This window comes from Kineococcus sp. R86509 (assembly GCF_042466365.1).
Classification (GTDB): Bacteria; Actinomycetota; Actinomycetes; order Actinomycetales; family Kineococcaceae; genus Kineococcus.
On sequence record NZ_JAXHCE010000001.1, the window covers coordinates 2,252,605 to 2,274,366 of the forward strand.

The window sequence follows — 21,762 nt, forward strand, 5'->3', positions numbered from 1 at the left end:
GTCAGACCCCCAGTCGCGTGGATGCTGCGGCGAGCTCGTTCTGAGCCTGCTCGGAGAAGAAGTTCGGGTCGGCCGCGAGGATCGCGGACCGCACGTCGAGGAGTTCGGTCACGCGGTCGCGGATGACCGCGGAACCGACCAGACCGGCGTCGTCGATGTCGCTGTGCGCGTCCTGGCCGGAGACGATGTCGACGATCTCGTCGACGACGATCGCGACCGAGCGCCCGCGGGCCGAGTAGACGACACCCGGGACCGAGGCGGCCTCGCCCCCCGAGTACGACGAGCGCGAGCCGCCGCCGAGGTGGTTCGCCAGGCGGACCAGCGGCAGGATCTCGCCGCGGTAGCGGACGACCTCGCGGCGCCCGACCCGTTCGATGGAGTCGGTCTTGAACTCCTCGAGGCGGGTGACGACGTCCAGCGGGATCGCGACGCGGCGGTTCCCGCCGAGACCGACGACCAGCAGGCGCTGCCCGTCGCTGCTCGCGGCCTGTTCCGCGGCGGCCTGGTCGTTGGCGTGGTCGATGCCGTCGGAACGCATCGTGCGGCGCGCCAGCGACTGCACGTCGAGGATCAGCGAGACGCGACCGTCACCGAGGATGGTGGCGCCGGCGTAGGCGCCGATGGCCTTCAACGCCCCGGAGAGCGGCTTGACGACGATCTCCTCGGTGTCCAGGACCCGGTCGACGAGCAGGCCGAAGCGGCGCCCGTCGCACTCGAGGACGGCGATGACGAGGTTCGTCGGGAGTTCCACGTCGGTGGGGCGCTTGAGTTCCAGCGCCTCCTCGAGGCGGATCAGCGGCAGCAGCGCACCGCGCAGGCGGTACACCTTCGCGCCACCGACGTCCTCGATCGCCTTGCCCATCTTCTCGGTGTCCAGGCTCACGAGTTCGAGCAGGTTCACCTGCGGCATGGCGTAGCGCTGACCGGCGCACTCGACGGTCAGGGCCGGGACGATCGCCAGCGTCAACGGGATCCGCAGACGCCAGACGGTGCCCTGCCCGGTGACGGACTCGACGTCGACGGAACCGCCGATGCGCTCGATGTTCGTCTTCACGACGTCCATCCCGACCCCACGGCCGGAGACGTTCGTGACCTTCGCCGCGGTGGAGAACCCGGGCAGGAAGAGGAACTGCAGGATGTCGTTGGGGGTCAGCGTCTCGAGCTTGGCCGCGGACACCAGGCCCTTCTCGACGGCCTTGTTCCCGATGATGACCGGGTCGATGCCCTTGCCGTCGTCGCGGATCTCGACGACGACCTGGCCGCCCTCGTGGGCGGCGCGCAGCTTGAGGGTTCCGACCTCGTTCTTGCCGGCGGCGAGGCGGACGTCCGGGGACTCGATGCCGTGGTCGACCGCGTTGCGGACGATGTGGGTCAAGGGGTCCTTGACGGCCTCGAGGAGGGTGCGGTCGAGTTCGGTGTCGCCGCCCTCCATCTCCAGCTTGATCTTGCGGTTGAGCATGTTCCCGAGGTCGCGGACGACGCGGGGAAGCTTCGACCACAGGTGGTCGATGGCCTGCATGCGGGTGCGCATGACCGATTCCTGCATCTCGCTCGCGACGAGGTTCAGGCGGTGGCAGGCGCGGGTGAGGTCCTCGTCGCGCAGGGCTCCGGCCCGCTGCAGGATCTGGTTGCGGGCGAGGACGAGCTCACCGGCCTGGCGGACGAGGGACTCGAGGAGTTCCACGTCGACGCGGATGGTCGACTCGGCCGCGGAGGCCTTCTCGGTGGGAGCACCGCCCCCACCGGCCGGGGCCGCGGCGGGGGCCGCGGCGGCGGGAGCGGGAGCGGGGACCTCGGCGACGGGTTCCGGGGTGGGTTCGGGTTCCGGCGCGACCTCGACGGGGGTCTCGGCGACGGGCGCCTCGACGACGGGGGTCTCGACGACGGGCTCGGGTTCGGGAGCGGCGACCGGTGCGGCGGGGGGTGCGGAGACGACCTCGACCCCGGCGCCGTCGGCGGCCGGCAGGACGGGTTCCTCACCGTCGAGCACCGCGCGGATGGCGGCGACGACGGCGGCGACCTCGACACCGTCCTCGGTGTGGTTCGCCTCGATCTTCGAGAGCAGTTCACGGATGGTGTCGACCATCCGCAGCAGGACGTCGGTGGTGACCGGCGTCATGACGATCTGGCCGTCACGCAGACGGGCCAGCAGGTTCTCACCGACGTGGGCCACGGCCTCCAGGCGAGAGAACGCCAGGAACCCGGAGGTGCCCTTGATCGTGTGGATGGTGCGGAAGACGCTCGCGAGCAGCTCGCGGGAGCCTGGCTGCTGCTCCAGCGCCACGAGGTCGGAGTCCAGCTGGTCCAGGTTCTCGTAGCTCTCGACGAGGAACTCCTGGACGATCTCGTCCATGTCGTCCACGTGGACTCCCACTTCTCGCGGCGGTGTGATCCCGGGCGGGACCACGGTGTGTCACTTGCTCGTTCACGTGCTCTGTCTGCTCATCGGCATTCGAGTGCCGGAGCTGAAACCCCGCGGCGACGGGGTCGCCGTGGGCGTCCGGACGTCACAGCCGGAAGCCCGCCACGGCGTCCTGGAGGTCGCTCGCGACGCGGGAGACCTCGTCGGCGGAGTCCCGGGTGCTCTCGGCGGCGTCGCGGGTGCGCGAGGACGCCGCGGCGATCCCCTGCATGTTCGTGGAGATCTCCTGCGACCCCGTCGAGACCTCGGTGACGTTGCGGACCATCTCCGCGGTCGTGGCGGACTGCTCCTCGACGGCCGCGGCGATGGTCGTCTGCAGGCTGTCGATGTTGCCGATGACCAGACCGATCTGGGCGATGGCCGCCGACGCGGCGGCCGCGTCGCCCTGGGTGGCGAGGACGCGCTGGGTGATCTGCTCGGTGGCGCGGGCCGTCTGCTGCGCGAGCTCCTTGACCTCGCCCGCCACGACGGCGAAACCCTTGCCCATCTCCCCCGCCCGGGCGGCCTCGATGGTCGCGTTGAGGGCCAGCAGGTTCGTCTGCTCGGCGATGGAGGTGATGAGCTTGACGACGTCGCCGATCTCCTGGCTGGAGGAGGACAGCCGCTCGATGGTCTCGCTGGCCTCGCCGGCCGAACGGACGGCGTCGGCGGCCACGGTGGAGGCGTCGGCGGTGGAGGAGGCGATCTCGCGGATGGCCGCGGTCATCTCCTCGCTGGCGCCGGCGACGGTCCCGATGCTGGCGGAGATGTCGGCGGCGGCCAGCGAGACGACGTCGGCCTGGCTCGCGGAGTCGTGCGCGCCGGCCGTCAGCTGCCGGGACACCTCACCGAGGCGCCCAGAGGAGTTCTGCAACCCGTCGACCCCGCCCCGGATGCGACGCACCGTGGCCGCGAGGGTGTCGAGGGCCGAGTCGAGGGCCTGCGCGGTCGCGCCGACCTCGTCGCGGCTGTAGGTCCCGACGCGGACGTCGAGCCGTCCCTCGCTGAGCGCGGTGGCGACCTCACGGGTGCGCTTCAGCGGCACCGAGATGCTGCGGGTGGTGACGAGGGTGAGGGCGACGGCGGCCGCGATCGCGGCGAGCGCCGTGCCGAGCAGCGCCCACCGGGCGTGACCGTAGGCGACGGTGCCCTCGCGGGTGCTCACGACGGCGTTCTCGGTGATGGTCGCCTGGACGACCTTCAGGGCGTCGTTGGTCTTGCCGTGGCCGATGCCGCCGGCGGCGACCGCGATGCTGTCGTCGCCGCGGGTCGCGACGAAGGCGGCCTGGTCACCCGTCAGGGCGATGCCCAGCAGGACGCGAGCGCCGGAGAGGTAGTCCGCCAGCGCGGAGTCGACGGCGCTGAGCTGGTCGGCGGGGACGCCGGGGCCGGCGGCCTTGAACGCGTCCCAGGCATCGCTCACGTCGGTCTGGTCGGTGACGACGGCCGACTGGGTGTCCTCGGAGGGGGTCAGCGCGACGGCCAGGAGGTCCTTCGACATCCGGTTGTAGATCGTGCGGACCTCGGCGAGCTTCTGCTGCGCGGCGACGTTCTGCCCGCTCATGACCTCGAGCCGGTGCTGGGCGGCGGAGAGCTGGGCCAGGCCGACGGCGGCGAGGACCGCGAGCAGGACGGTCATCACGGCGAAGCCCGCGGCGATGCGCGGCCCGACGCCGAGGTTGCGGATGGTGCGGGTCACGGACGACTCCTCAGCTGGGGCGGGGTCCTCGGTGGCGGGGACCCCTCGTTCCCGCCATCGGCAGCCGGGCCGGGGTTCCTTGAGCGGGGCCGGGTCCGGGGCCGGGGACCCGGGAACGCAGAACGCCGGCCCCCCGAGGGGGACCGGCGTCGCGGGCGGGTGGGTCAGGCCCCGGCGTTGAGGCGCGCGAGCGCCGTCTGCACGAGCGTGATGAGGCTGTGCTTGGTCGCGGCCTTGGAGCGGGCGTCGGTGTAGACGAGCGGGACGTGCTCGGGGACGCCGAGCGCTTCCCGGACCGAGTCGAGGTCGTGCTGGGCGACACCGTCGAAGCAGTTGACGGCGACGACGAACGGGATCCCGCGGGACTCGAAGTAGTCGACGGCCGGGAAGCACTGGTCGAGACGGTCGGTGTCGACGAGCACGACGGCGCCGATGGCGCCCTTGACCAGGTCGTCCCACATGAAGAGGAAGCGGTCCTGGCCCGGGGTGCCGAACAGGTAGAGCCAGAGGTTTCCCGGCAGCGCGATGCGGCCGAAGTCCATGGCGACGGTGGTGGAGGTCTTGCGGTCGGAGTTGAGACCCGCGTCGTCGATGCCGACCGAGTGCTCGGTCATGGCGGCTTCGGTGCGCAGCGGCTCGATGTCGGAGATCGAGCCGATGAAGGTCGTCTTGCCGACGGCGAACCCGCCGGCCACGACGATCTTGACGACGGTGGGCGGGGCCTGAGGTGCGGTTCCCGCGGGCGCTCCGGCTCCGGCGGGGCTCACGTCAGAGCGAGGAAATGCCATTGAGAACACTCTCCAGGACGCTGATGGTTGTCGCGGGTTGGGGGGCGGAGGTCATCGTGAGGCCGTGGATGCGGACCTTCCCGGCTTGGGACAGGTCGCTCACCACGACGCGCACGACTCCGACCGGCAGGTGGACGTGTGCGGAGAGTTCCGCGATCGACAGGTAGGACTTCTTGGTGAGTTCGAGGATCTTGCGCCGTTCCGGCGTCATCCCGACCTCCGGTTCGGCGAGGGCCTCCACGAGCGCCTCGACCGGGAGGTCGGCGTTGCTCGGCCGGGTCCGGCCACCGGTGACGGTGTACGGGCGGACGGTGAACTCTTCGAGGTCCTGGTCGTCGTCGTCGGACCAGAGGTCCGCGCTACCAGGTGCTGTCACGTCGCGTCACCACCGGGAGGCGACCGGCGCGGAGGTGGGCAGGTTCGCCCGCATCTCCGACACCAGCTGCGGGGTCAGGACGGTCTCGGCGCGCTGGACCAGCATGGCCATCTCGTAGCCGATGAGCCCGACGTCGCAGCCGGCCTCCGCGGAGACGGCCAGGACGGAACCGTCGGAGATGTTGACCAGGAAGAAGAACGAGTCGTCCATCTCGATGATGGCCTGACGGACCTCCCCGGACTGCAGCTGGTGGGCGGCGCCGCGAGCCAGGCTCGAGACGCCCGAGACGATCGCGGCGAGGGTGTCGCCGGACTCGCGGTCGAGCTTGTCCGACATCGCCATCAGCAGGCCGTCGGCGGAGACGACGACGGTGTGGGCGACACCGGGGACGCTCTTGACGAAGTTGTCGAGGAGCCAGCTGAAGTCGGCGGCCTCGGAGCTGAGCACGGTCACAGTGGGATTCCTCTTCTTTCGCAGTTCTGTCGGGTCGACTGCTGGTCGTGGTGGAGCGGGAGGTGTTCTCCGCGGGACCGTGGGGTCCGGGAGCGTGGGGCCCGGGAGGTCCGGGGGGGCGGGTCAGGCGTCACCATCGCCACCGCTCTCGGTGGTGGGGGTGTCACCCTCGGTGCGGCCGCGGGACACGCCGGCCTGGAAGCCGGAGAGCATCGAGCGGACGTCGGCGGGGGCACGGCGCTGGCGGTTGGCCGCGGAGGTGCGGGCCGGGACCGGCTTGGCCGCGGCCGCGGTGGCCCCGGCCTGGCGGCGAACCAGCGGGGCGGAACCGCTGCCCCGGGAGGGGGTGAAGTTCTGCCCGTCGGTGAGGGCGGTGAGGGCGTCGGCGGCCAGCGCGCTGCGCTGGCGGAGGGCCTCCCCGACCGTGCGAGTCTGCGCGGGGATCGCGACCGGGGCCGCGGCCACGGGGGCCACGGGGGCCACGGGGGTCTCGACGACGGGAGCCTCGACCACCGGGGTCTCGACCACCGGGGCCTCGACGACCACCGGGGTCTCGAGCACGGGGGCCTCGACGACCACCGGGGTCTCGAGCACGGGGGCCTCGACGACCACCGGGGTCTCGACCACGGCAGCGACGGGGGCCTCGACGACCGGCGCCTCGACGGCCGCAGCGACGGGGGCCTCGACGTGCGGGGCCTCCTCGGCCTGCTGCGCGGCGCGGTCGGCCTCGAGGGCGTCCAGTGCGGACGCCTCGGCGGTCGTCGCCTCGCTGCGCTTGCGGGAGGTCCAGAACGCCTCGGCGGCGGTCTTCGGCGGGGCCACGGTCTCGCGGACCTTGCGGGCCTTCTTGCCTGCGGTGGGCAGGATGTCCTGCGCCGCAGCCAGAGCCGTGGGGGCCTCGGCCTTGCGTTCGCGCTTCGGCATCGCCGAGGTGGTGGGGGCCGACGCGGTGACCGGCTTCCAGTCCTCCTCCGGCGCCACCACCGGGACGGTGGGGGCGACGGGGGTGGTGGGAGCGACGGGGACGGGCGACGCCTCCACCTTGGCCTGCGCCTGAGCGGTGCGGCGGCGGGTCGGCAGCTGCCGGCCCTCGACCTTCGACGTGGGCGCGGAGGCGTTGACCTCGGAGCTCGAGGCCGCCTCGGCCGCGGACTTCTGCAGCGTCGCGGACAGCGCGTCGCCCAGGCCCTCGGCCGCCAGCGGGTTGCTGACGATCGTGTTCGGGCCACCGGTGGGTGCGGCCGGGGTGCGGGTGGGCAGACCACCCGGTCCCGCGGGGAGGGCGGACGGGGCCTCCGGCAGGGCCGAGGCACCGCCGTCGGGCAGGGCCGAGACGCCACCCCCGAGCGAGGGGAGGCCGCTGTCGAGGGCCGCGAGCTCCGGCTCCCCGGCCTTGACCGAGCCCGGGGTGAAGAGCGCCGCGGGCAGGACGAGGGTGACGGTGGTGCCGTTGCCCTCGGAGGTCACGAACTCGACCTCGACGTCCAGGCGGCCGGCGAGGCGACCGACGACGTAGAACCCGAGGCGCTGGGCCCCGACGAACTCCGAGGCGCGACCACCGGAGATGCGCTGGTGGGCGGTCTCGACCTCCTCGGCGTTCATGCCGAGGCCGCTGTCCTTGATCGTGATCTCGACGCCGCGGTCGGTCTCGGCGGTGCCGACGACGACGCGGGTGCCGGGGTCGGAGAAGTTCGTCGCGTTCTCGAGCAGCTCGGCGATCATGTGCGAGGCCGACAGCGCGAGGTGACCGACGACCGGCGGGTCGACCTGCAGGGCGAGGTCCACGCGGTCGTAGTGCTCGATCTCGCCGGCCGCGGTGCGGACGACGTCCGACAGCGGCAGCGGACGGCGCAGGCGACGCCCGGTGTTGATGCCGGCCAGGACGAGCAGGGACTCGGCGTTGCGCCGCATCCGGGTCGCGAGGTGGTCGAGGGTGAAGAGGTCCTCGAGGGTGTCGGGGTTCTCCTCGGTGCGCTCCAGCTGGTCCAGGAAGGCCAGCTGGCGGGCGAGCAGCGTCTGGTCGCGACGGGCGACGTTGACGAACATCTCGGCGATCGAGGCGCGCAGCGCGGCCTGCTCCCCGGCGATGCGGAAGGTGGTCTCGTTGAGGTCGTTGATGACGTGGGCGACGTCACCGATCTCGTCGGTGCTCGTGACCTCCAGCGGGGTGAACTCCACGCCGGGACCCTCGCCCGGGGTCTGCATGCGCTCGACCATGCGGGGCAGTTCGTCGCGGACCGTGATGGCCGCGTCGGACAGGGCGCGCAGGCGGCGGCCGATGTCGCGGGCGACGCGCAGGCCGAAGAGGGCGACGGCGGCGAAGACGAGCAGGGCGCCGATCAGCAGGACCACCGTGCCGGTGAGGGCGCGGGTCGACGCGGCGTCGGCGCGGTCGGCGACGGTGGTCGCGATCTCGTTGGTGGCGGCGCGGTAGGCGGTGATGACCTCGCTGGAGGTCTCCTCCCAGCCCTTCTCGGGCAGGGAGGGGGTGCCGGTGGCAGCGGCGAAGATGTTGCGGTCCTGGTTCAGGAACGCCAGCGACTGGGTGACCTGGCTGCTGTTCAGGGTGGCGTCGAGGGCCGCCGCACCGTCGGCGTGCAGTCGGTAGCGGGCCTGCGCCTCGAAGTAGTTGCCCTGTTCGATGGCGTTGCCGCGCAGGACGTCCAGCGCGACGTTGGTGTCGCCCTGGACGATGAGGTCACCGGCGGACTGCTCGACCGACAGCGCGTCGACGCGCTTGAGGAGGTACCCGAACGCGGCGATGTCGTCGGCCAGGTCGCGGTCCTGGGCCTGCTCGGCGACGGTGACGGTGAGGTCGGTGGCGGCGGAGGCGACGGCGCTGTAGCTGTTCAGCGCGGCGAGCGGGGTGGTGGTGCCGTTGTCGACGGCGGCGCGGGTCTGCGGGAGGGTCTCCGCGAGGGCCTTCTGCACGCTGGCGTAGACCACGGCGCTGGACCCGGCGGTCAGGTCCAGGCCGCTGTCCTGGATGGCCCGGGACACCCCGGCGGTGGCGGCGTCGGTGGCGGCGCGGTCGGTGGCGACCTGCGCCTTGAGGTCGTCGGCCGGCGCGGCCAGGTACTCCAGCGTGCTCCGTCGCTCCGTCTGCAGGGCGGTGAAGAAGCCGTTGATCGTCTGCGCCGACTTCGCGTAGGCGGCCAGGTGGCGGCGTTCCGTCGTGGACGTCACGTTCTGGGCTGCCGTCGCGACGACGGCGACGAGCAGCAACACGAGAGGTACCACCAGGAGGACCGCGAGCTTGGCTCGGATGCTCAGGTTCCGCAGCATGTCAACCTTCCGTACGCGATGGTGGGCGGGCGAAACTGCCCACCGTTGGCCGAGCAGACTCAGTGGTGATCGGGACGTGGACCCGGAAGGTGAACCTTCGGAGCCGGACAACCCTCGTTCGGCTCATCGGCAGCTCGGCGTGGTTGCTTGACCCTTCCGCTCGAACGTGCCACCAGGAGGTCCGGTGCAGGGTGTCGTCGTCGTGGTCGTGGCGGGCGGTGGGAGCACCCGCTGGGCCGCCCGCACGGGACCGGGGGCGGACAAGCTCGCCGCACCCCTGGGTCCCGGGACGGTCCTGCAGCACCTGCTGCGCGAGTTGGCCGGTCACGACGTGGTCATCGTCGGACCGGGCGGGGTTCTGGAGCGCCCGACCGGGGGAGGTCCGCTCGCCGGGTTCGCCGCGGGCCTCGCCGCGAGCACCGCGCCCGTGCTGGTGCTGCTGGGCGGGGACCAGCCCTTCGCCGCGAGCGCCGTGCCCCGTCTCCTCGCCGCCCTCGCCGCGGACCCGGACCTGGACGCCGTCGTCGGGGTCGACGAGGACGGCCGGCGTCAGCCGCTGCTCTCCGCGCACCGGCGCACCGGCGCCCAGCGGGTCCTCGACGGGTTGCCGGCGATCGCGGGCCAGCCGTTGCGGGAACTGTTCCGCGGCCGGGTCGGGGAGGTCGCGGTCAGCGGGCGGGAGGCGCTGGACGTCGACGTGCCGCAGGACCTCGACCGGGCCCGGAGCCTGCTGGCGGACGGGAACGGGGACGGGGATCCGGAGGCGGGTGAGCCGGGCCCGACGTAGTGTCGCGACGTGCGAGCCGTGATCGTCGAACGTCCCGGGGGACCCGAGGTCCTCGTCCCCACCGAGCTGCCGGACCCGGTGGCGGGACCGGGCGAGGTCGTGGTCCGCGTCGCCGCCGCGGGGGTCAACCGGGCCGACGTCGCGCAACGCCTCGGCCACTACCCCTCGCCCCCCGGTGCACCCGAGAACCCGGGCCTGGAGGTCTCCGGCTGGATCGAGTCGACCGGGCCCGACGTCGGGTGGTCGGTGGGTGAACCCGTCTGCGCGCTGCTGGGTGGCGGTGGCTACGCCGAACGCGTCCTCGTCCCCGTCGGGCAGTTGCTGCCCGTCCCCCAGGGCGTCGGCGTGGTCGAGGCCGCGGCGCTGCCCGAGGTCACCTGCACGGTCTGGTCGAACGTCTTCACCCTCGCCGGGCTGCGTCCCGGCGAGCTCCTGCTCGTCCACGGCGGGTCCAGCGGGATCGGGACGATGGCCATCCAGCTGGCCCGTCAGGTCGGGGCCCGGGTGGCCGTCACCGCGGGGTCGGCGGAGAAGCTGCAGCAGTGCGCCGAACTCGGCGCGCAGGTGCTGGTGAACTACCACGACGACGACTTCGTCGAGGCGGTCCGCGCGTTCGAACCGGCCGGCGCCGACGTCGTGCTCGACCTCGTCGGCGCGCCGTACCTGGCCCGCAACCTCGACGTGCTGGCGACCAGCGGTCGCCTCGTGGTGATCGCCACCCAGGGCGGGACCCACGCCGAACTCGACCTGGGGCTCCTCATGCGCAAGCGGATCTCCCTGCACGCCACCGGACTGCGCTACCGCGACGCCGACGACAAAGCGACGATCGTGGCCAGCGTCCGCGACCACGTGTGGCCGCTGATCGCCGACGGCGGGGTGCGTCCCGTCGTGCACGAGACGTTCCCGCTGGCCGAGGCCGCGCGCGCCCACGAGGTCATGGAGGGTTCCTCCCACGTGGGGAAGCTCCTGCTCACGACGGGGGCGCAGGCGCCCCGGTGACGCCCGACGAGTTCACGAAGCAGTTCCCGCCGCACGTCCTGCGCGACTACGCCGTCGTCGCCGACGGCGCCCGCGGCGCGGTCGTCGGCCCACGGGGTGACGTCGTGTGGATGTGCGCCCCGAACTGGCACGACGACGCCGTCTTCGCCGCCCTGCTCGGTGGCCGGGGCGCGTTCTCCGTCACCCCGTCGCACCCCTTCGTCTGGGGCGGTCACTACGAACCGGCGACGCTGGTGTTCCGCCACCACTGGACCTCGCGCGGCGACGGCACGATCGACTGCCGCGACGCCATGGCGATGCCCAGCGACCCCCACTGCGCGGTCCTGCTGCGCGAGGTGGTCGCCGTCGAGGGTGACGGCGAGGTCGACGTCCTCTTCGACCTGCGGGCCGAGTTCGGGTCCAAGGCGCTGCGCAACCTGCGCCGCGACGACTCCGGCCGCTGGAGCGCCCGGTCCGGCGACCTGCACGTGCGGCTGAGCGGGCTGGGTTCCGCCGACGTCGAGGACGGGATGCTGCGGGCGCACCTGCGCGTCCCGGCCGGCACCTCCCACCACCTCGTGCTGGAGGTCGGGACCCGCCTGCGCGAGGAACCCCCGGACCCGGTGCACTCCTGGACCTCCACCGAGCACACCTGGAGGTCGGCGGTGCCCGACATCCCGCACTCGGTCGCACCCGAGGAGGCCCGGCACTCCTTCGCGCTGATCCGTGGGCTGACCTCGGACTCGGGCGGGATGGTCGCCGCCGCGACGATGTCGCTGCCCGAGCACGCCGACAAGGGCCGCAGCTACGACTACCGCTACGCCTGGATCCGCGACCAGTGCTACGCGGGGCTCGCCCTCGCCGAGTGCGGGGAACCGAGCGAGCTGTACCGGACGCTCGTGGACTTCGTGGTCCGACGGGTCCTGGCCGACGGGCCGGACCTGGTGCCCGCCTACACCGTGCTGGGGGCTCCCGTCCCCGACGAACGGCACACCGGTGTCCCCGGCTACCCCGGTGGGTGGGACATCGCGGGCAACCACGTCCGCGGGCAGTTCCAGCTCGACGCGTTCGGCGAGGTGCTGCAACTGCTGGCCTCCGCCGCGCGCTTCGACGTCCTGGACACCGACGGCCGGCGCGCCGTGGGCGTCGCGGTCTCCGCGATCGAGAAGCGCTGGGAGGAACCCGACGCCGGGATCTGGGAGATCGAGGACGACTGGTGGACGCACTCCCGGCTGGAGTGCGTCGCCGGGTTGAAGTGCATCGCGGCGGTGTCCTCGCCCGGCGAGGCGGCGCGCTACGCGGCGCTCGCGGACACGATCCTCGCGCGGACCTCGCGGGACTGCCTGCACCCCGACGAGGGCCGGTGGCAGCGCAGCCCGACCCAGCCCGGGGTCGACGCGGCGTTGCTGCGTCCCGTCCTGCACGGCGCCCTGGCGGTGGAGGACCCGCGGTCGCGGGCGACGCTCGCGGCGGTGCGGCGCGACCTCGTCGAGGACCACCACGTCTACCGCTACTCCCCCGACTCGATGCCGCTGGGCACCACCGAGGGGGCGTTCCTGCTCTGCGGCTTCGTCGTCGCCGAGGCCCTGCACGCCGACGGCCAGGAGGTCGACGCGTTCCGCTTCTTCGAGCGCAACCGGGCCGCGTGCGGTCCGGCGGCGTTGCTGAGCGAGGAGTGGGACGTGCGCGAACGCCAGCTGCGCGGGAACTTCCCCCAGGCGTTCGTGCACGCCGCACTGCTCTCGAGTTCCCTCCGGCTGGCGCGCTGACGACCGGTGGTCGTCAGCGCGCGCCGGCTCAGACGGTGGTGATCTCGATCCGGGTCGGCTGCGCGGTGGTGTGCGCCCCGGCGACGCGGACGGTCAGGACACCCGCGTCGTAGCTCGCGCTGATCGACTCCGCGGTGACGGAGGTCGGCAGCGTGAAGCTGCGGCGGAAGGTGCCGTAGCGGATCTCGGTGCGGCGGCGCGCGGACTCCTCGCGGGGGTCCTTGCGTTCACCGCGGACGACGAGCTCGCCCTTCTCGACCTCGACGGTGACGTCCTCCAGGAGGTTCTCCTCGGCGATGCCGGGGAGTTCCAGCTTCACGACGGCGTCGTCCCCGTCGCGGCCGACCTCGACGGCCGGGTGGAACCCGGTGGAGGTCCCGAAGCTGTTGCGGACCAGCGAGTCGAACTGGGCCTGGGTCTCGAAGGGGCTGCGGCGCCACACGGACAGCGTGTTCATGAGTGTCCTCCTCGGACGTTCCCGGCGCTCGGGGTGAGCGCCTTCGAGGGACACAACCTGAGTCCCCTCGACTCACTTCCCCCGTTCGCCGACGGTGGAAGGGCCCCGCCCGGGACCTTGGTCGAGGCGGGGTTCCCGGCGAAACCTCCGTGTCGTCAGCTCGTGGCGATCGCCCCCGCCTTCTGCAGCGCGTCCTGGTACTCGGTGCGCATCTTGTCCCCCACCGAGTTCTTCCACGTCGAGATCAGGGTCTTGAGGTCGGCGAACGGACGACGTTCCTGGATGATGTCGTTGACGCTGTCGTTGAACGTCTTGTCCGCGGTCGCGTTGTCGGTCGAGGCCGTGTTCGAGTACAGCCCGATCGTGGGGTTCGCGACGCCGGTGGGGATCTCCAGCGACTGGTACTCGTGCTGGGTGTCGGCGTCGTCCGGACGGCCGGGGACGTAGATGTTGTAGGGACTGTCCGCGAGGTAGCGGATCGGCAGCACCGTGTTCGCCGTCCCCGTCGGGGTGAGGACCGGGTTCCCGCCGGCGTCCACGGTGTGGTCGACGCCCTCCTGGCCGAAGAGGCGGTACTTGTACTCCTCGGTGCCGAACGGGGCGGCCAGCCAGTTGAGGACGCGCAGGGCGAGCTTCAGCTTCTCCGGGTCGTCCTGCTTCTTCAGCAGGGTGATGGAGAAGACGCCGCTGCCGTAGTTCCAGCGGGCCAGCCCGCTGCCGTCGCGCAGGTTCACCGGCATGAGCCCCAGCTTGAAGTCCGGGTTCGAGGCGTTGTCGAGCTGGTACTGGATCCAGCCCGGGTACCCGTCGGCGGCGTTGATGGCGACCGTACCGGCGTTGAACAACTGCTTGAACGGGTTCGCCGTGTTGAAGGAGTCGGGGTGCATGACGCCGGACTTCCACATCGCGATCAGGTCGGTGATCGTCTGGGCGTACTGCTCCGTCTCGTACATGTGGGTGAGCTTGCCGCCCTCCTCGGCCCAGATGTTCGGCTCGTCGTTCATCCGGCCGAGGAGCTGGCGGGGCTGGTTCACCAGGCCGAAGGCCCACCGGCGCTGCTTGGGGTCGGTGAGCGCCTTGGTCGCGTCGACGAACTCGTCGTAGCTCTGCGGCGCCGGCGAGACCCCGGCCTTCTCGAAGAGGTCCTCGCGGATGAAGTGGTAGCTGCCGATGGCCCCGCGGGGGATCGGGATGCCGTAGATCCCGTTGTTGTAGACCGTCGACTTCCACGTCCGCGTGGGGATGTTGGCGAGGTTCGGGTACTCCTTGACGGCGTCTCCGGACAGGTGCTCGCTGAGGTCGCTGAACCGCTTCTCGAGCAGCTGGGGCATGTTCGGCACGGGCGGCGGCGAACCGTTCGGCACCTGCAGCAGGTCGGGGAGCTCGTTGCCGGCGATGGTGGTGGGGAACTTCTGCAGGTAGTCGGCGTTGCTGACCATCTGCAGCTGCAGGTCCACCCCCAGCCGGTCGTTGAGACCCTTCCAGTAGCTGTTGCTGCTCACCCCGGGCGGGACGGCGAAGTAGATGTTCGCCATCCCGGTGAGGGTCTGGCCGGTCCCGGGTTTCTCCGCCACCGCCTTCGGGTTGTCGGCCGGGAAGTTCCGGAAGGCCGGGTCGACGCCCTGCTCGGTCCCCGGCAGGTCCGGCTGCAGACCCGTGTAGGCGACGTAGGTGGGCAGGACCGCGGTGTTCTCCGACGAATCGCCCCCACCGGACCCGCTGTCCCCGCTGGAGCAACCGGCGAGGCCGCCCGCCGCGGCGAGGGCGGCAGCACCCCCCGCCCCTGCGAGCAGACTGCGGCGGCTGAATGCACTCTCTGACATGGATCCTCCTCGACCCGTTGCGAAGCTGGTGGGTGGTGCGGGCGGTCGTTCAGCCCTTGACGGCGCCGATCATCACGCCCTTGGCGAAGTGGCGCTGCAGGAAGGGGTAGACCAGCAGGATCGGCACGATGGCGATGACCAGGATGGCCATCTGCAACGGCAGCTGCGGGGGCAGGGCCTCACCGGCGGAGTCGCCGCCGATCGTCGTCTGGTTGACGACGTAGGTCCGCAGCACCAGGGCCATCGGCCACTTGTCGCTGGACTGGATGTAGAGCAAGGCGTTGAAGAACGCGTTCCAGTACGCGACCGCGTAGAACAACCCGATCACGGCCAGTACGGCCTTGGACAGCGGCAGCACGATCCGGGTGAGGGTCGTCACCGCGCCCACGCCGTCGATGGCGGCCGACTCGAACAGCTCCTTGGGCAGCTCCTGGAAGAACGCGCGCATGACGATGACGTTGAACGCGTTGACCAGCACCGGCAGGATCAGCGACCACAACGAGTCCAGGAGGTGGAACTCCTTGACCACGAGGTAGCTCGGGATCAGACCGGGCGAGAACAGCACCGCGCCCAGGACGAGCATCAGGACGGGTTTCGCCCCGAACGCGCCCGGCCGCGACAGCCAGTAGGCCAGGCCGGCGGTCGCCGCCAGGGAGAGCAGCGTGCCCACCACGGTGACCCCCACGGAGATCGCCACCGCGCGGGTGACGACCCCACCGGACAGGACGGCGTGGTAGGCGTCGAAGCTGACCCCCTTGGGCCACATCACCATGCCGCCACCGGCGTCGTTGATCGTCTTCTGGTCGGCCAGCGAGGTCGCGATGACCGACCAGAAGGGGATGATGACGACGGCGACCGCGACGCCCAGGACGATGAACTTCAGCGTCTGGGTGAGGGCGTTCGGCTTCTCCATCCACGGGGGACGCTTGCCGTCCGCCCGGCGTACCTCGGTGGTGTCACCGATCGTCGCGTTCTCGAGGGTGGTCACTTCTCGTACACCCCTCTCTCACCGAACAGGTGCGCCAGTTTGTTCGCGCCGATCACCAGGACCACCCCGACGAGCCCCTTGATCAGCCCGGCGGCCGCTGAGGTCCCCCAGTTCCCGCCGAGGATGCCGTTGTTGTAGACCCAGGTGTCGAGGACCTCGCTGGCCTGCAGGCCGACCGGGCCCTGCTGGAGCAGGATCTGCTCGAAACCGACGGACAGGCTGCTGCCCAGGCGCAGGATGAGCAGCAGGATGATGAGGCCCTTGAGGGCCGGCAACGTGATGGACCACAACCGCTGTCGTGCGTTCGCCCCGTCGACGGCGGCCGCCTCGTACTGCTCCTGGTCGATCCGGGAGATCGCCGCGAGGAACAGGATCGTCCCCCAGCCGGCGTCCTTCCAGATCGCCTGGCTGGTGACGAGGGCCTTGAACAGCTCGGGCGCCCCGATGATCTGGACGATTGGGAAGTCGTGCTGGACGAGGAACGTGTTCAGCATCCCCGCGTTGCCCAGCATCTGCTGGAACAGCGCGACGACGATCACCCAGGACAGGAAGTGCGGCAGGTAGAGGATGGACTGCAGCGTCCGCTTCAGGCGCTCCCCGGCGAGGCTGTTGAGGACCAGCGCCAGGGCCAGTGGAACGGGGAAGATCAGCACCGTCTGGATGATGGTGAGGATCACCGTGTTCCACAGCGCGTTGCGGAACTCGGGGTTGCCGTCCCAGAGGAACGAGAAGTTCGAGAAGCCCACCCAGTCCGCCTCGGTGATGCCGAGGTAGGGCTGGTAGTCCTGGAACGCGATGACGTTGCCGAGCAGCGGGACGTAGTGGAACCCCACCAGCGCGATCGCACCGGGGAGCCCCAGCGCCACCAGCAGCAACTTGTCGCGGGACAGCCGCCGACGCGGTTTCCGCGTCACCGGCACGGACGACTTCGAGACGGTCGGGTCGGCCGAGGCCGTCACGCCCGCCGTCTTCTCTCGTGTCGAGTTGAACCTCACCATTGAGCTCCTGCCACGTCACCTGCACGGGGGTTGGCCGGACAGTCCGAGTTCGGGTACCGAGTTCTTGCGGGTCGGGTTCCCGGCGTTGGGGACCCGACCACCGCGGTAAACGCTTACCTCGATCGCCGTTCCGACGCTAGCACGGCTGGGGTCGCAACGGAAGGTTTCCCGAGGCGCGTCATGCTCTGCCGCAACGCATCCGGGGATCCTCAGGTCACGGAACGGTCACCGCGGCGAGGTGGTCCCGCGCCCACTCCCACGAGATCCGGTGGGACTCGTGGAGGGAACCCACGCTCGGGTGGTCGACCTCGATCATGTAGTCCCCGTCGTAGTCGTCGGGGAGGGCGTCGAGCACCGCCCCGAGGTCGAGCACGCCCCGTCCGGGTTCCGCCCACAACCGCCCGCTGCTCGCCTTCTCGCGGTACGTCCCACCGCCGCCGGCCCCGTCGAGGTGGTCGGGGTAGAGGTCCTTGAGGTGGATCCCGCCGGTGCGGTCGGCGTAGCGCCGGACGAGGGCGACGGGGTCGATCCCCGCCCACCGCAGGTGCCCGGTGTCCGGCCCGAAACCGATGAGGTCGGGTCCGAGGTCGTCCAGCAGGGAGGTGATCTCGTGTTCGGTCTCGAACACACCCCCGACGTGGGAGTGGTGCAGCGGCCGGACCCCCTCGGTGATCAGCACCGCGCAGACCCGGCCGGCGTTCTCGATCGCCCGGTCGAGGCGGCCCTGGTCGAACTCGGCCCCGACGGCCGGGCGCTCGAGGCGTTCGGGCAGGGACATCGACGAGAGCATCGTGCGGTCGAGACCGAGTTCCGCCTGTTCGGCGCCGAAGCGCCGGGCCTGCTCGAGCACGTCGGCCATCTCGACGGTCTCGTCCAGCGCGCTGCTGAAGAGCCCGATCGAGGGACTGAGCCCGAAACCCGCGATCCAGTCCGCGTACTCCCCCGTGCTCATCCCGGCCGGGAGGTCGGCTTTCACCGCGGTGAAACCGATCTGCTGGAAGTCGCGGAAGGCCTGCTCGAAGACCTCCCGGGTCTTCCCGGCCTGCGACCAGTACGGGATGGGGTTCGCCGCGACCCTGCGGCCGGGTCGTCCAGACGTCATCGTCGTCTCTCCTCGTTCGATCTGACGGTCAGGGGGTTCTCTGCAGGGAGGGGGCCAGCGTCACCGGACGCGACGTCCGGGCGGACTCGTAGAGGCCGGTGATCACGGCGACCGCGAGGCGGTTCTCCTCCAGGCCGACCCGCAGTTCCGCCTCACCCCGCAGGGCGGCCAGGACGTTGCGGTACTGGGCCAGGTGCGCGTCGGACATCCGGCCGGGGAGGCTGGTCACCGGCGCGGTCGCCTCCGGTCCACCGAAGCGCTCGACCTGGTTGGTGCCCGTGCCGCGGGCGCCCATGAGCGTCTCCTGCGGTGCTCCACCGGGCGGCGTCGCGTGGAAGTAGACGAGACGGTCGTCCTCGATCACGGCCGAGCCGCGGTCGCCGTGGACCTGCAACCGGGTGCTCAGGCCCGGGTACACGGCGGTGGAACCGTGCAGGGTCGCGATGGCCCCCGATTCGAAGCGCACGACACCCGTCGCGACGTCCTCGACCTCGATGCGCTCGTGGGCCCGGACGGCCGTCCAGCCGAACACCTCCACCGGCCGGCCCATCGTGGCGATCAGGAGGTCGACGGTGTGCACGCCCTGGTTCATGAGGGCCCCGCCGCCGTCCAGCGCCCACGTGCCGCGCCAGTCGCCGGAGTCGTAGTAGCTCTGCCCGCGCCACCAGTCGATCGAGGCGGTCGCGGAGGTCAGCCGGCCGAACTCCCCGCGGGCCACCGCGGCCACGACGATCTCCGCCGCCGGGTCGAAGCGGTGCTGGGAGATGACCGAGACCAGGGTGCCGGCGCGGTCGCGGGCCCGGACCATCTGCTCGATCCGCTCGGGCGAGATCTCCGCCGGCTTCTCGACCACGACGTGCTTGCCGGCCTCCAGCGCCTGCACGGTCAGCTCGCCGTGGGTACCAGTCGGGGTGCAGACGACCGCGACGTCGAAGGGCACGCCCGCCAGGGCCTGCGCCAGCGTGGCGTGGACCTGACCCCCGTGCTCCGCGGCGAAGGCCTGGGCACGTTCCGCGACCGGGTCCACCACCGCGACGAGTTCGGCCTCCTCGGCCAGCTGGCCGAGGACGGCGCCGTGCTGACGGGCGATGACGCCCGCGCCGATGACGGCGAAACGGGTTCTGCTGTGCTGGGGAAGGGGCATGCTTGGACTCCTCGTCGAGTGGCGTCACCGTGCCGGAGCGCCCCGACGAGGGTCAAGATCGATCGATCACCACGGATCGTTCGATCGCCCGTTCCTCCGCCCGCGCAGGCAGCCGAACGGGTGATCGGGCACGATCGCGTCATGGACTACGTGAAACTCGGTCACACCGGCCTCGAGGTCTCCCGGCTCGTCCTCGGGTGCATGAGCTACGGCGACCCGGCCCGGGGCAACCACGGGTGGACGCTGCCCGCGGAGGAGAGCGCCCCCTTCCTGCACCGCGCGCTCGACGCCGGCGTCAACTTCTTCGACACGGCCAACGTCTACTCCGACGGTTCCAGCGAGGAGATCCTGGGCGACGTCCTGCTCAAGGCCGCGCGCCGCGAGGACCTCGTCATCGCCACCAAGGTCCACGGCCGCATGCGCCCGGGACCCAACGGTGCGGGGCTCTCCCGGAACGCGATCCTCACCGAGATCGACAACTCGCTGCGCCGCCTCGGGACGGACTACGTCGACCTCTACCAGATCCACCGCTTCGACCCCACCGTCCCGCTCGAGGAGACGCTGCAGGCCCTGCACGACGTGGTCGCGGCCGGGAAGGTCCGCTACCTCGGCGCCAGCTCGATGTGGGCGTGGCAGTTCTCCAAGGCCCTGCACCTGCAGGACCTCAACGGCTGGACCCGGTTCTCGACGATGCAGGACCACTACAACCTCCTCTACCGCGAGGAGGAGCGGGAGATGCTGCCGCTGTGCGCCGACGAGGGCGTCGGGGTCATCCCCTGGAGCCCGCTGGCCCGCGGCAAGCTCACGCGCGACTGGGACGCCACGACGAACCGCTCCGAGAAGGACGAGTTCGGCAAGACCCTCTACCGCGACTCCGACGCCGACGTGGTCGCGGCGGTGGCGCGGGTCGCCGAGCGCCGCGGGGTCTCCCGCGCCCAGGTCGCGCTGGCCTGGGTCGCGCAGAACCCGGTCGTGGTCGCCCCCATCGTCGGCGCCACCAAGCCCCAGCACCTCGAGGACGCCCTCGCGGCGATCGAGCTGGAGCTCACCGCCGACGAGGTCGCCGAGCTCGAGGCCCCCTACGAACCCCACGAGGTCGCCGGCTTCTGAAGCCCCACCCGCCCCCCGAAACGACTTCTGGGGAGCTTCCCACCCTTCGGCAGCGCCGGAAGGGTGGAGAGCTCCCCAGGAGTCGGGACGGGGTCAGCGGGCGACGATCGCCTCGAGGGTCGCGCGGGCGCCGTGGGCGTGCAACGAGGCCAGCGTGGCGGTGTACTCCGCGACGAACGCCTCGTCGTCGACGAGGTCGCCGAAGAGGGCCCGGTCGGCGATGAAGGCCGTCGGGTCGGTGCGGTTGCGCTGGGCCGTCGCCACGAGGCGGTCCGCGATGCGGTCCGACACCTCGATCTGCTCGCCCTGCTCGTCGACCCCCTCGGCGTAGCGGGCCCAGCTGGCCACGACGGCGGCGGCGCGGAAGAACTCACCGCCGTGCGCGATCTGGTGCCGGACGACCGGCAGCAACCACTTCGGGATGCGGTCGGAGCTCTCGTTGCACAGCCGAGCCACGGTGTCGCGGACCTCGCCGTTGGAGAACCGGCTGACGAGTTCGTGACGGTAGGCGTCCAGGTCGATCCCGGGGACGGGGGCCAGGGTCGGGGACCCTTCGCGTTCCATGTACCCGAGCAGGAACGTCGCGAACAGCGGGTCCTGGGCGACCTCGTGGACCAGCCGGTAACCGGCGAGGTAGCCGAAGTAGCACAGCGCCTGGTGGCTGGCGTTGAGCAGCCGGAGCTTCATCAGCTCGTAGGGCTCGACGTCGTCGACGACCTGGACGCCCGCGTCCTCGTAGGGCGGCCGGCCGAGGCCGAAGTCGTCCTCCAGGACCCACTGCACGAACGGTTCGCAGACCACGGGCCAGGCGTCCTCGACGCCGAACGCCTCGCGCACCTCGGCGCGGTCGTCGTCGGTGGTGCCGGGGGTGATCCGGTCGACCATGCAGTTCGGGAACTTCACGTGCTCGTCGATCCAGGTACCGAGCTCGGCGTCCTTGGCCTTCGCGAACGCCACGAACACCTGGTGCGCGACGTGACCGTTGCCCTGGATGTTGTCGCAGGACATCACCGTGAAGGGCGGGATCCCGCGGTCGCGGCGACGGCGCAGCGCCTCGGTGACCAGACCGAACGACGTCTGCGGGACGGCGTCGTCGGCGAGGTCCGCCGCGACCTTCTCCTCGGTGAGGACGAACTCGCCGCTGACCGCGTCGATGTTGTAGCCGCCCTCGGTGACCGTGAGGGAGACGATGCGGATCTGCGGGTCGGCCATCGCCTCCACCGCCCCCTCGGTGTCCTCGGGGGCGAGGATGAAGTCGAGGATGGAACCGATGACGCGGGGTTCGCGGGAACCGTCGGGGTCCTTCAGCACCAGGGTGTACAGGCCTCCCTGGGCGTCCATGACCTCCTTCATCCGCCGGTCGTGCGGCAGCACGCCGATGCCGCGGATGCCCCAGTCCAGCGCCTTGCCCTCGTTCATCAGGCGGTCCAGGTACATCGCCTGGTGCGCACGGTGGAAACCACCGACCCCCAGGTGGACGATCCCGGGCGTCACCTGCGACCGGTCGTAGCCGGGGACGGGCACGCGCTCGCCGATGGCGGCGAGGTTCTCCGGGGTCAGCGGCAGTGCGGTGGTGGTGGAGGTCACGGAAGCGCTCCAGGGGT

At 71.4% G+C, this 21,762-nt stretch carries 17 protein-coding genes; 4 read left to right on the forward strand and 13 right to left on the reverse strand.

Going from position 1 to position 21,762, the window contains the following annotated elements; genetic code table 11:
- Position 1: 1 nt before the first annotated feature.
- The 6 genes from SJY07_RS10865 to SJY07_RS10890 form a co-directional block, all read right to left on the reverse strand.
- Complete coding sequence (locus tag SJY07_RS10865) at positions 2 to 2,362, reverse strand: chemotaxis protein CheA (RefSeq protein ID WP_380159023.1); 2,361 nt, start codon at positions 2,360 to 2,362, stop codon at positions 2 to 4.
- A gap of 145 nt (positions 2,363 to 2,507) precedes the next feature.
- Positions 2,508 to 4,100, reverse strand: coding sequence for a methyl-accepting chemotaxis protein (locus SJY07_RS10870; RefSeq protein ID WP_380159025.1), 1,593 nt, complete (start codon positions 4,098 to 4,100; stop codon positions 2,508 to 2,510).
- Between the two features lie 164 nt (positions 4,101 to 4,264).
- On the reverse strand, positions 4,265 to 4,888 hold the full coding sequence (locus tag SJY07_RS10875; RefSeq protein WP_380159027.1) for an ATP/GTP-binding protein: 624 nt from the start codon (positions 4,886 to 4,888) through the stop codon (positions 4,265 to 4,267).
- A complete protein-coding gene (locus tag SJY07_RS10880; RefSeq protein ID WP_328294254.1) occupies positions 4,869 to 5,264 on the reverse strand; it encodes a DUF742 domain-containing protein in 396 nt (131 codons plus the stop codon). Before SJY07_RS10880 ends, SJY07_RS10875 begins: the two co-directional genes overlap by 20 nt.
- A gap of 6 nt (positions 5,265 to 5,270) precedes the next feature.
- Positions 5,271 to 5,717: a roadblock/LC7 domain-containing protein gene (locus SJY07_RS10885; RefSeq protein WP_328294253.1), complete on the reverse strand. Its 447-nt coding sequence runs from the start codon at positions 5,715 to 5,717 to the stop codon at positions 5,271 to 5,273.
- 123 nt (positions 5,718 to 5,840) lie between these two features.
- The gene (locus SJY07_RS10890) at positions 5,841 to 9,002 is read right to left on the reverse strand and encodes a nitrate- and nitrite sensing domain-containing protein (RefSeq protein ID WP_380159029.1); all 3,162 of its coding nucleotides are present in this window, start codon (positions 9,000 to 9,002) and stop codon (positions 5,841 to 5,843) included.
- Positions 9,003 to 9,186: 184 nt separating this feature from the next.
- On the opposite strand from SJY07_RS10890, the gene SJY07_RS10895 reads away from it, so the two are divergent.
- Genes SJY07_RS10895 through SJY07_RS10905 form a run of 3 tightly spaced genes read left to right on the forward strand, consistent with a single transcriptional unit; the run spans position 9,187 to position 12,536 of the window.
- Entirely contained in the window at positions 9,187 to 9,789 is a 603-nt protein-coding gene (locus SJY07_RS10895; protein WP_328294251.1) for an NTP transferase domain-containing protein, read from the forward strand.
- A gap of 9 nt (positions 9,790 to 9,798) precedes the next feature.
- The gene (locus SJY07_RS10900; RefSeq protein WP_328294250.1) at positions 9,799 to 10,788 is read left to right on the forward strand and encodes an NAD(P)H-quinone oxidoreductase; all 990 of its coding nucleotides are present in this window, start codon (positions 9,799 to 9,801) and stop codon (positions 10,786 to 10,788) included.
- On the forward strand, positions 10,785 to 12,536 hold the full coding sequence (locus tag SJY07_RS10905) for a glycoside hydrolase family 15 protein (protein WP_380159032.1): 1,752 nt from the start codon (positions 10,785 to 10,787) through the stop codon (positions 12,534 to 12,536). The genes SJY07_RS10900 and SJY07_RS10905 overlap by 4 nt, the downstream gene beginning before the upstream one ends.
- A gap of 28 nt (positions 12,537 to 12,564) precedes the next feature.
- Here SJY07_RS10905 and SJY07_RS10910 read toward each other — a convergent pair whose 3' ends face one another.
- The 6 genes from SJY07_RS10910 to SJY07_RS10935 all read right to left on the reverse strand — a co-directional run bounded on the left by SJY07_RS10910 (position 12,565) and on the right by SJY07_RS10935 (position 19,048).
- Positions 12,565 to 12,993: an Hsp20/alpha crystallin family protein gene (locus tag SJY07_RS10910; protein WP_380159034.1), complete on the reverse strand. Its 429-nt coding sequence runs from the start codon at positions 12,991 to 12,993 to the stop codon at positions 12,565 to 12,567.
- A 155-nt stretch (positions 12,994 to 13,148) separates the two neighbouring features.
- Positions 13,149 to 14,816: an extracellular solute-binding protein gene (locus SJY07_RS10915; protein WP_380159036.1), complete on the reverse strand. Its 1,668-nt coding sequence runs from the start codon at positions 14,814 to 14,816 to the stop codon at positions 13,149 to 13,151.
- A 49-nt stretch (positions 14,817 to 14,865) separates the two neighbouring features.
- On the reverse strand, positions 14,866 to 15,804 hold the full coding sequence (locus tag SJY07_RS10920) for a carbohydrate ABC transporter permease (RefSeq protein ID WP_380159038.1): 939 nt from the start codon (positions 15,802 to 15,804) through the stop codon (positions 14,866 to 14,868).
- Entirely contained in the window at positions 15,801 to 16,802 is a 1,002-nt protein-coding gene (locus SJY07_RS10925) for an ABC transporter permease (RefSeq protein ID WP_380159040.1), read from the reverse strand. The genes SJY07_RS10920 and SJY07_RS10925 overlap by 4 nt, the downstream gene beginning before the upstream one ends.
- 214 nt (positions 16,803 to 17,016) lie before the next feature.
- Positions 17,017 to 17,904, reverse strand: a complete 888-nt coding sequence (locus tag SJY07_RS10930; protein WP_380159042.1) for a sugar phosphate isomerase/epimerase family protein — start codon at positions 17,902 to 17,904, stop codon at positions 17,017 to 17,019.
- Between the two features lie 28 nt (positions 17,905 to 17,932).
- Positions 17,933 to 19,048, reverse strand: coding sequence for a Gfo/Idh/MocA family oxidoreductase (locus SJY07_RS10935; protein ID WP_328294243.1), 1,116 nt, complete (start codon positions 19,046 to 19,048; stop codon positions 17,933 to 17,935).
- Positions 19,049 to 19,189: 141 nt separating this feature from the next.
- On the opposite strand from SJY07_RS10935, the gene SJY07_RS10940 reads away from it, so the two are divergent.
- Positions 19,190 to 20,158, forward strand: coding sequence for an aldo/keto reductase (locus SJY07_RS10940; protein ID WP_328294242.1), 969 nt, complete (start codon positions 19,190 to 19,192; stop codon positions 20,156 to 20,158).
- Positions 20,159 to 20,251: 93 nt separating this feature from the next.
- Here the strand turns inward: SJY07_RS10940 and SJY07_RS10945 are convergent, their stop codons facing one another.
- A complete protein-coding gene (locus SJY07_RS10945) occupies positions 20,252 to 21,745 on the reverse strand; it encodes a mannitol dehydrogenase family protein (RefSeq protein ID WP_380159045.1) in 1,494 nt (497 codons plus the stop codon).
- Positions 21,746 to 21,762 lie beyond the last annotated feature (17 nt).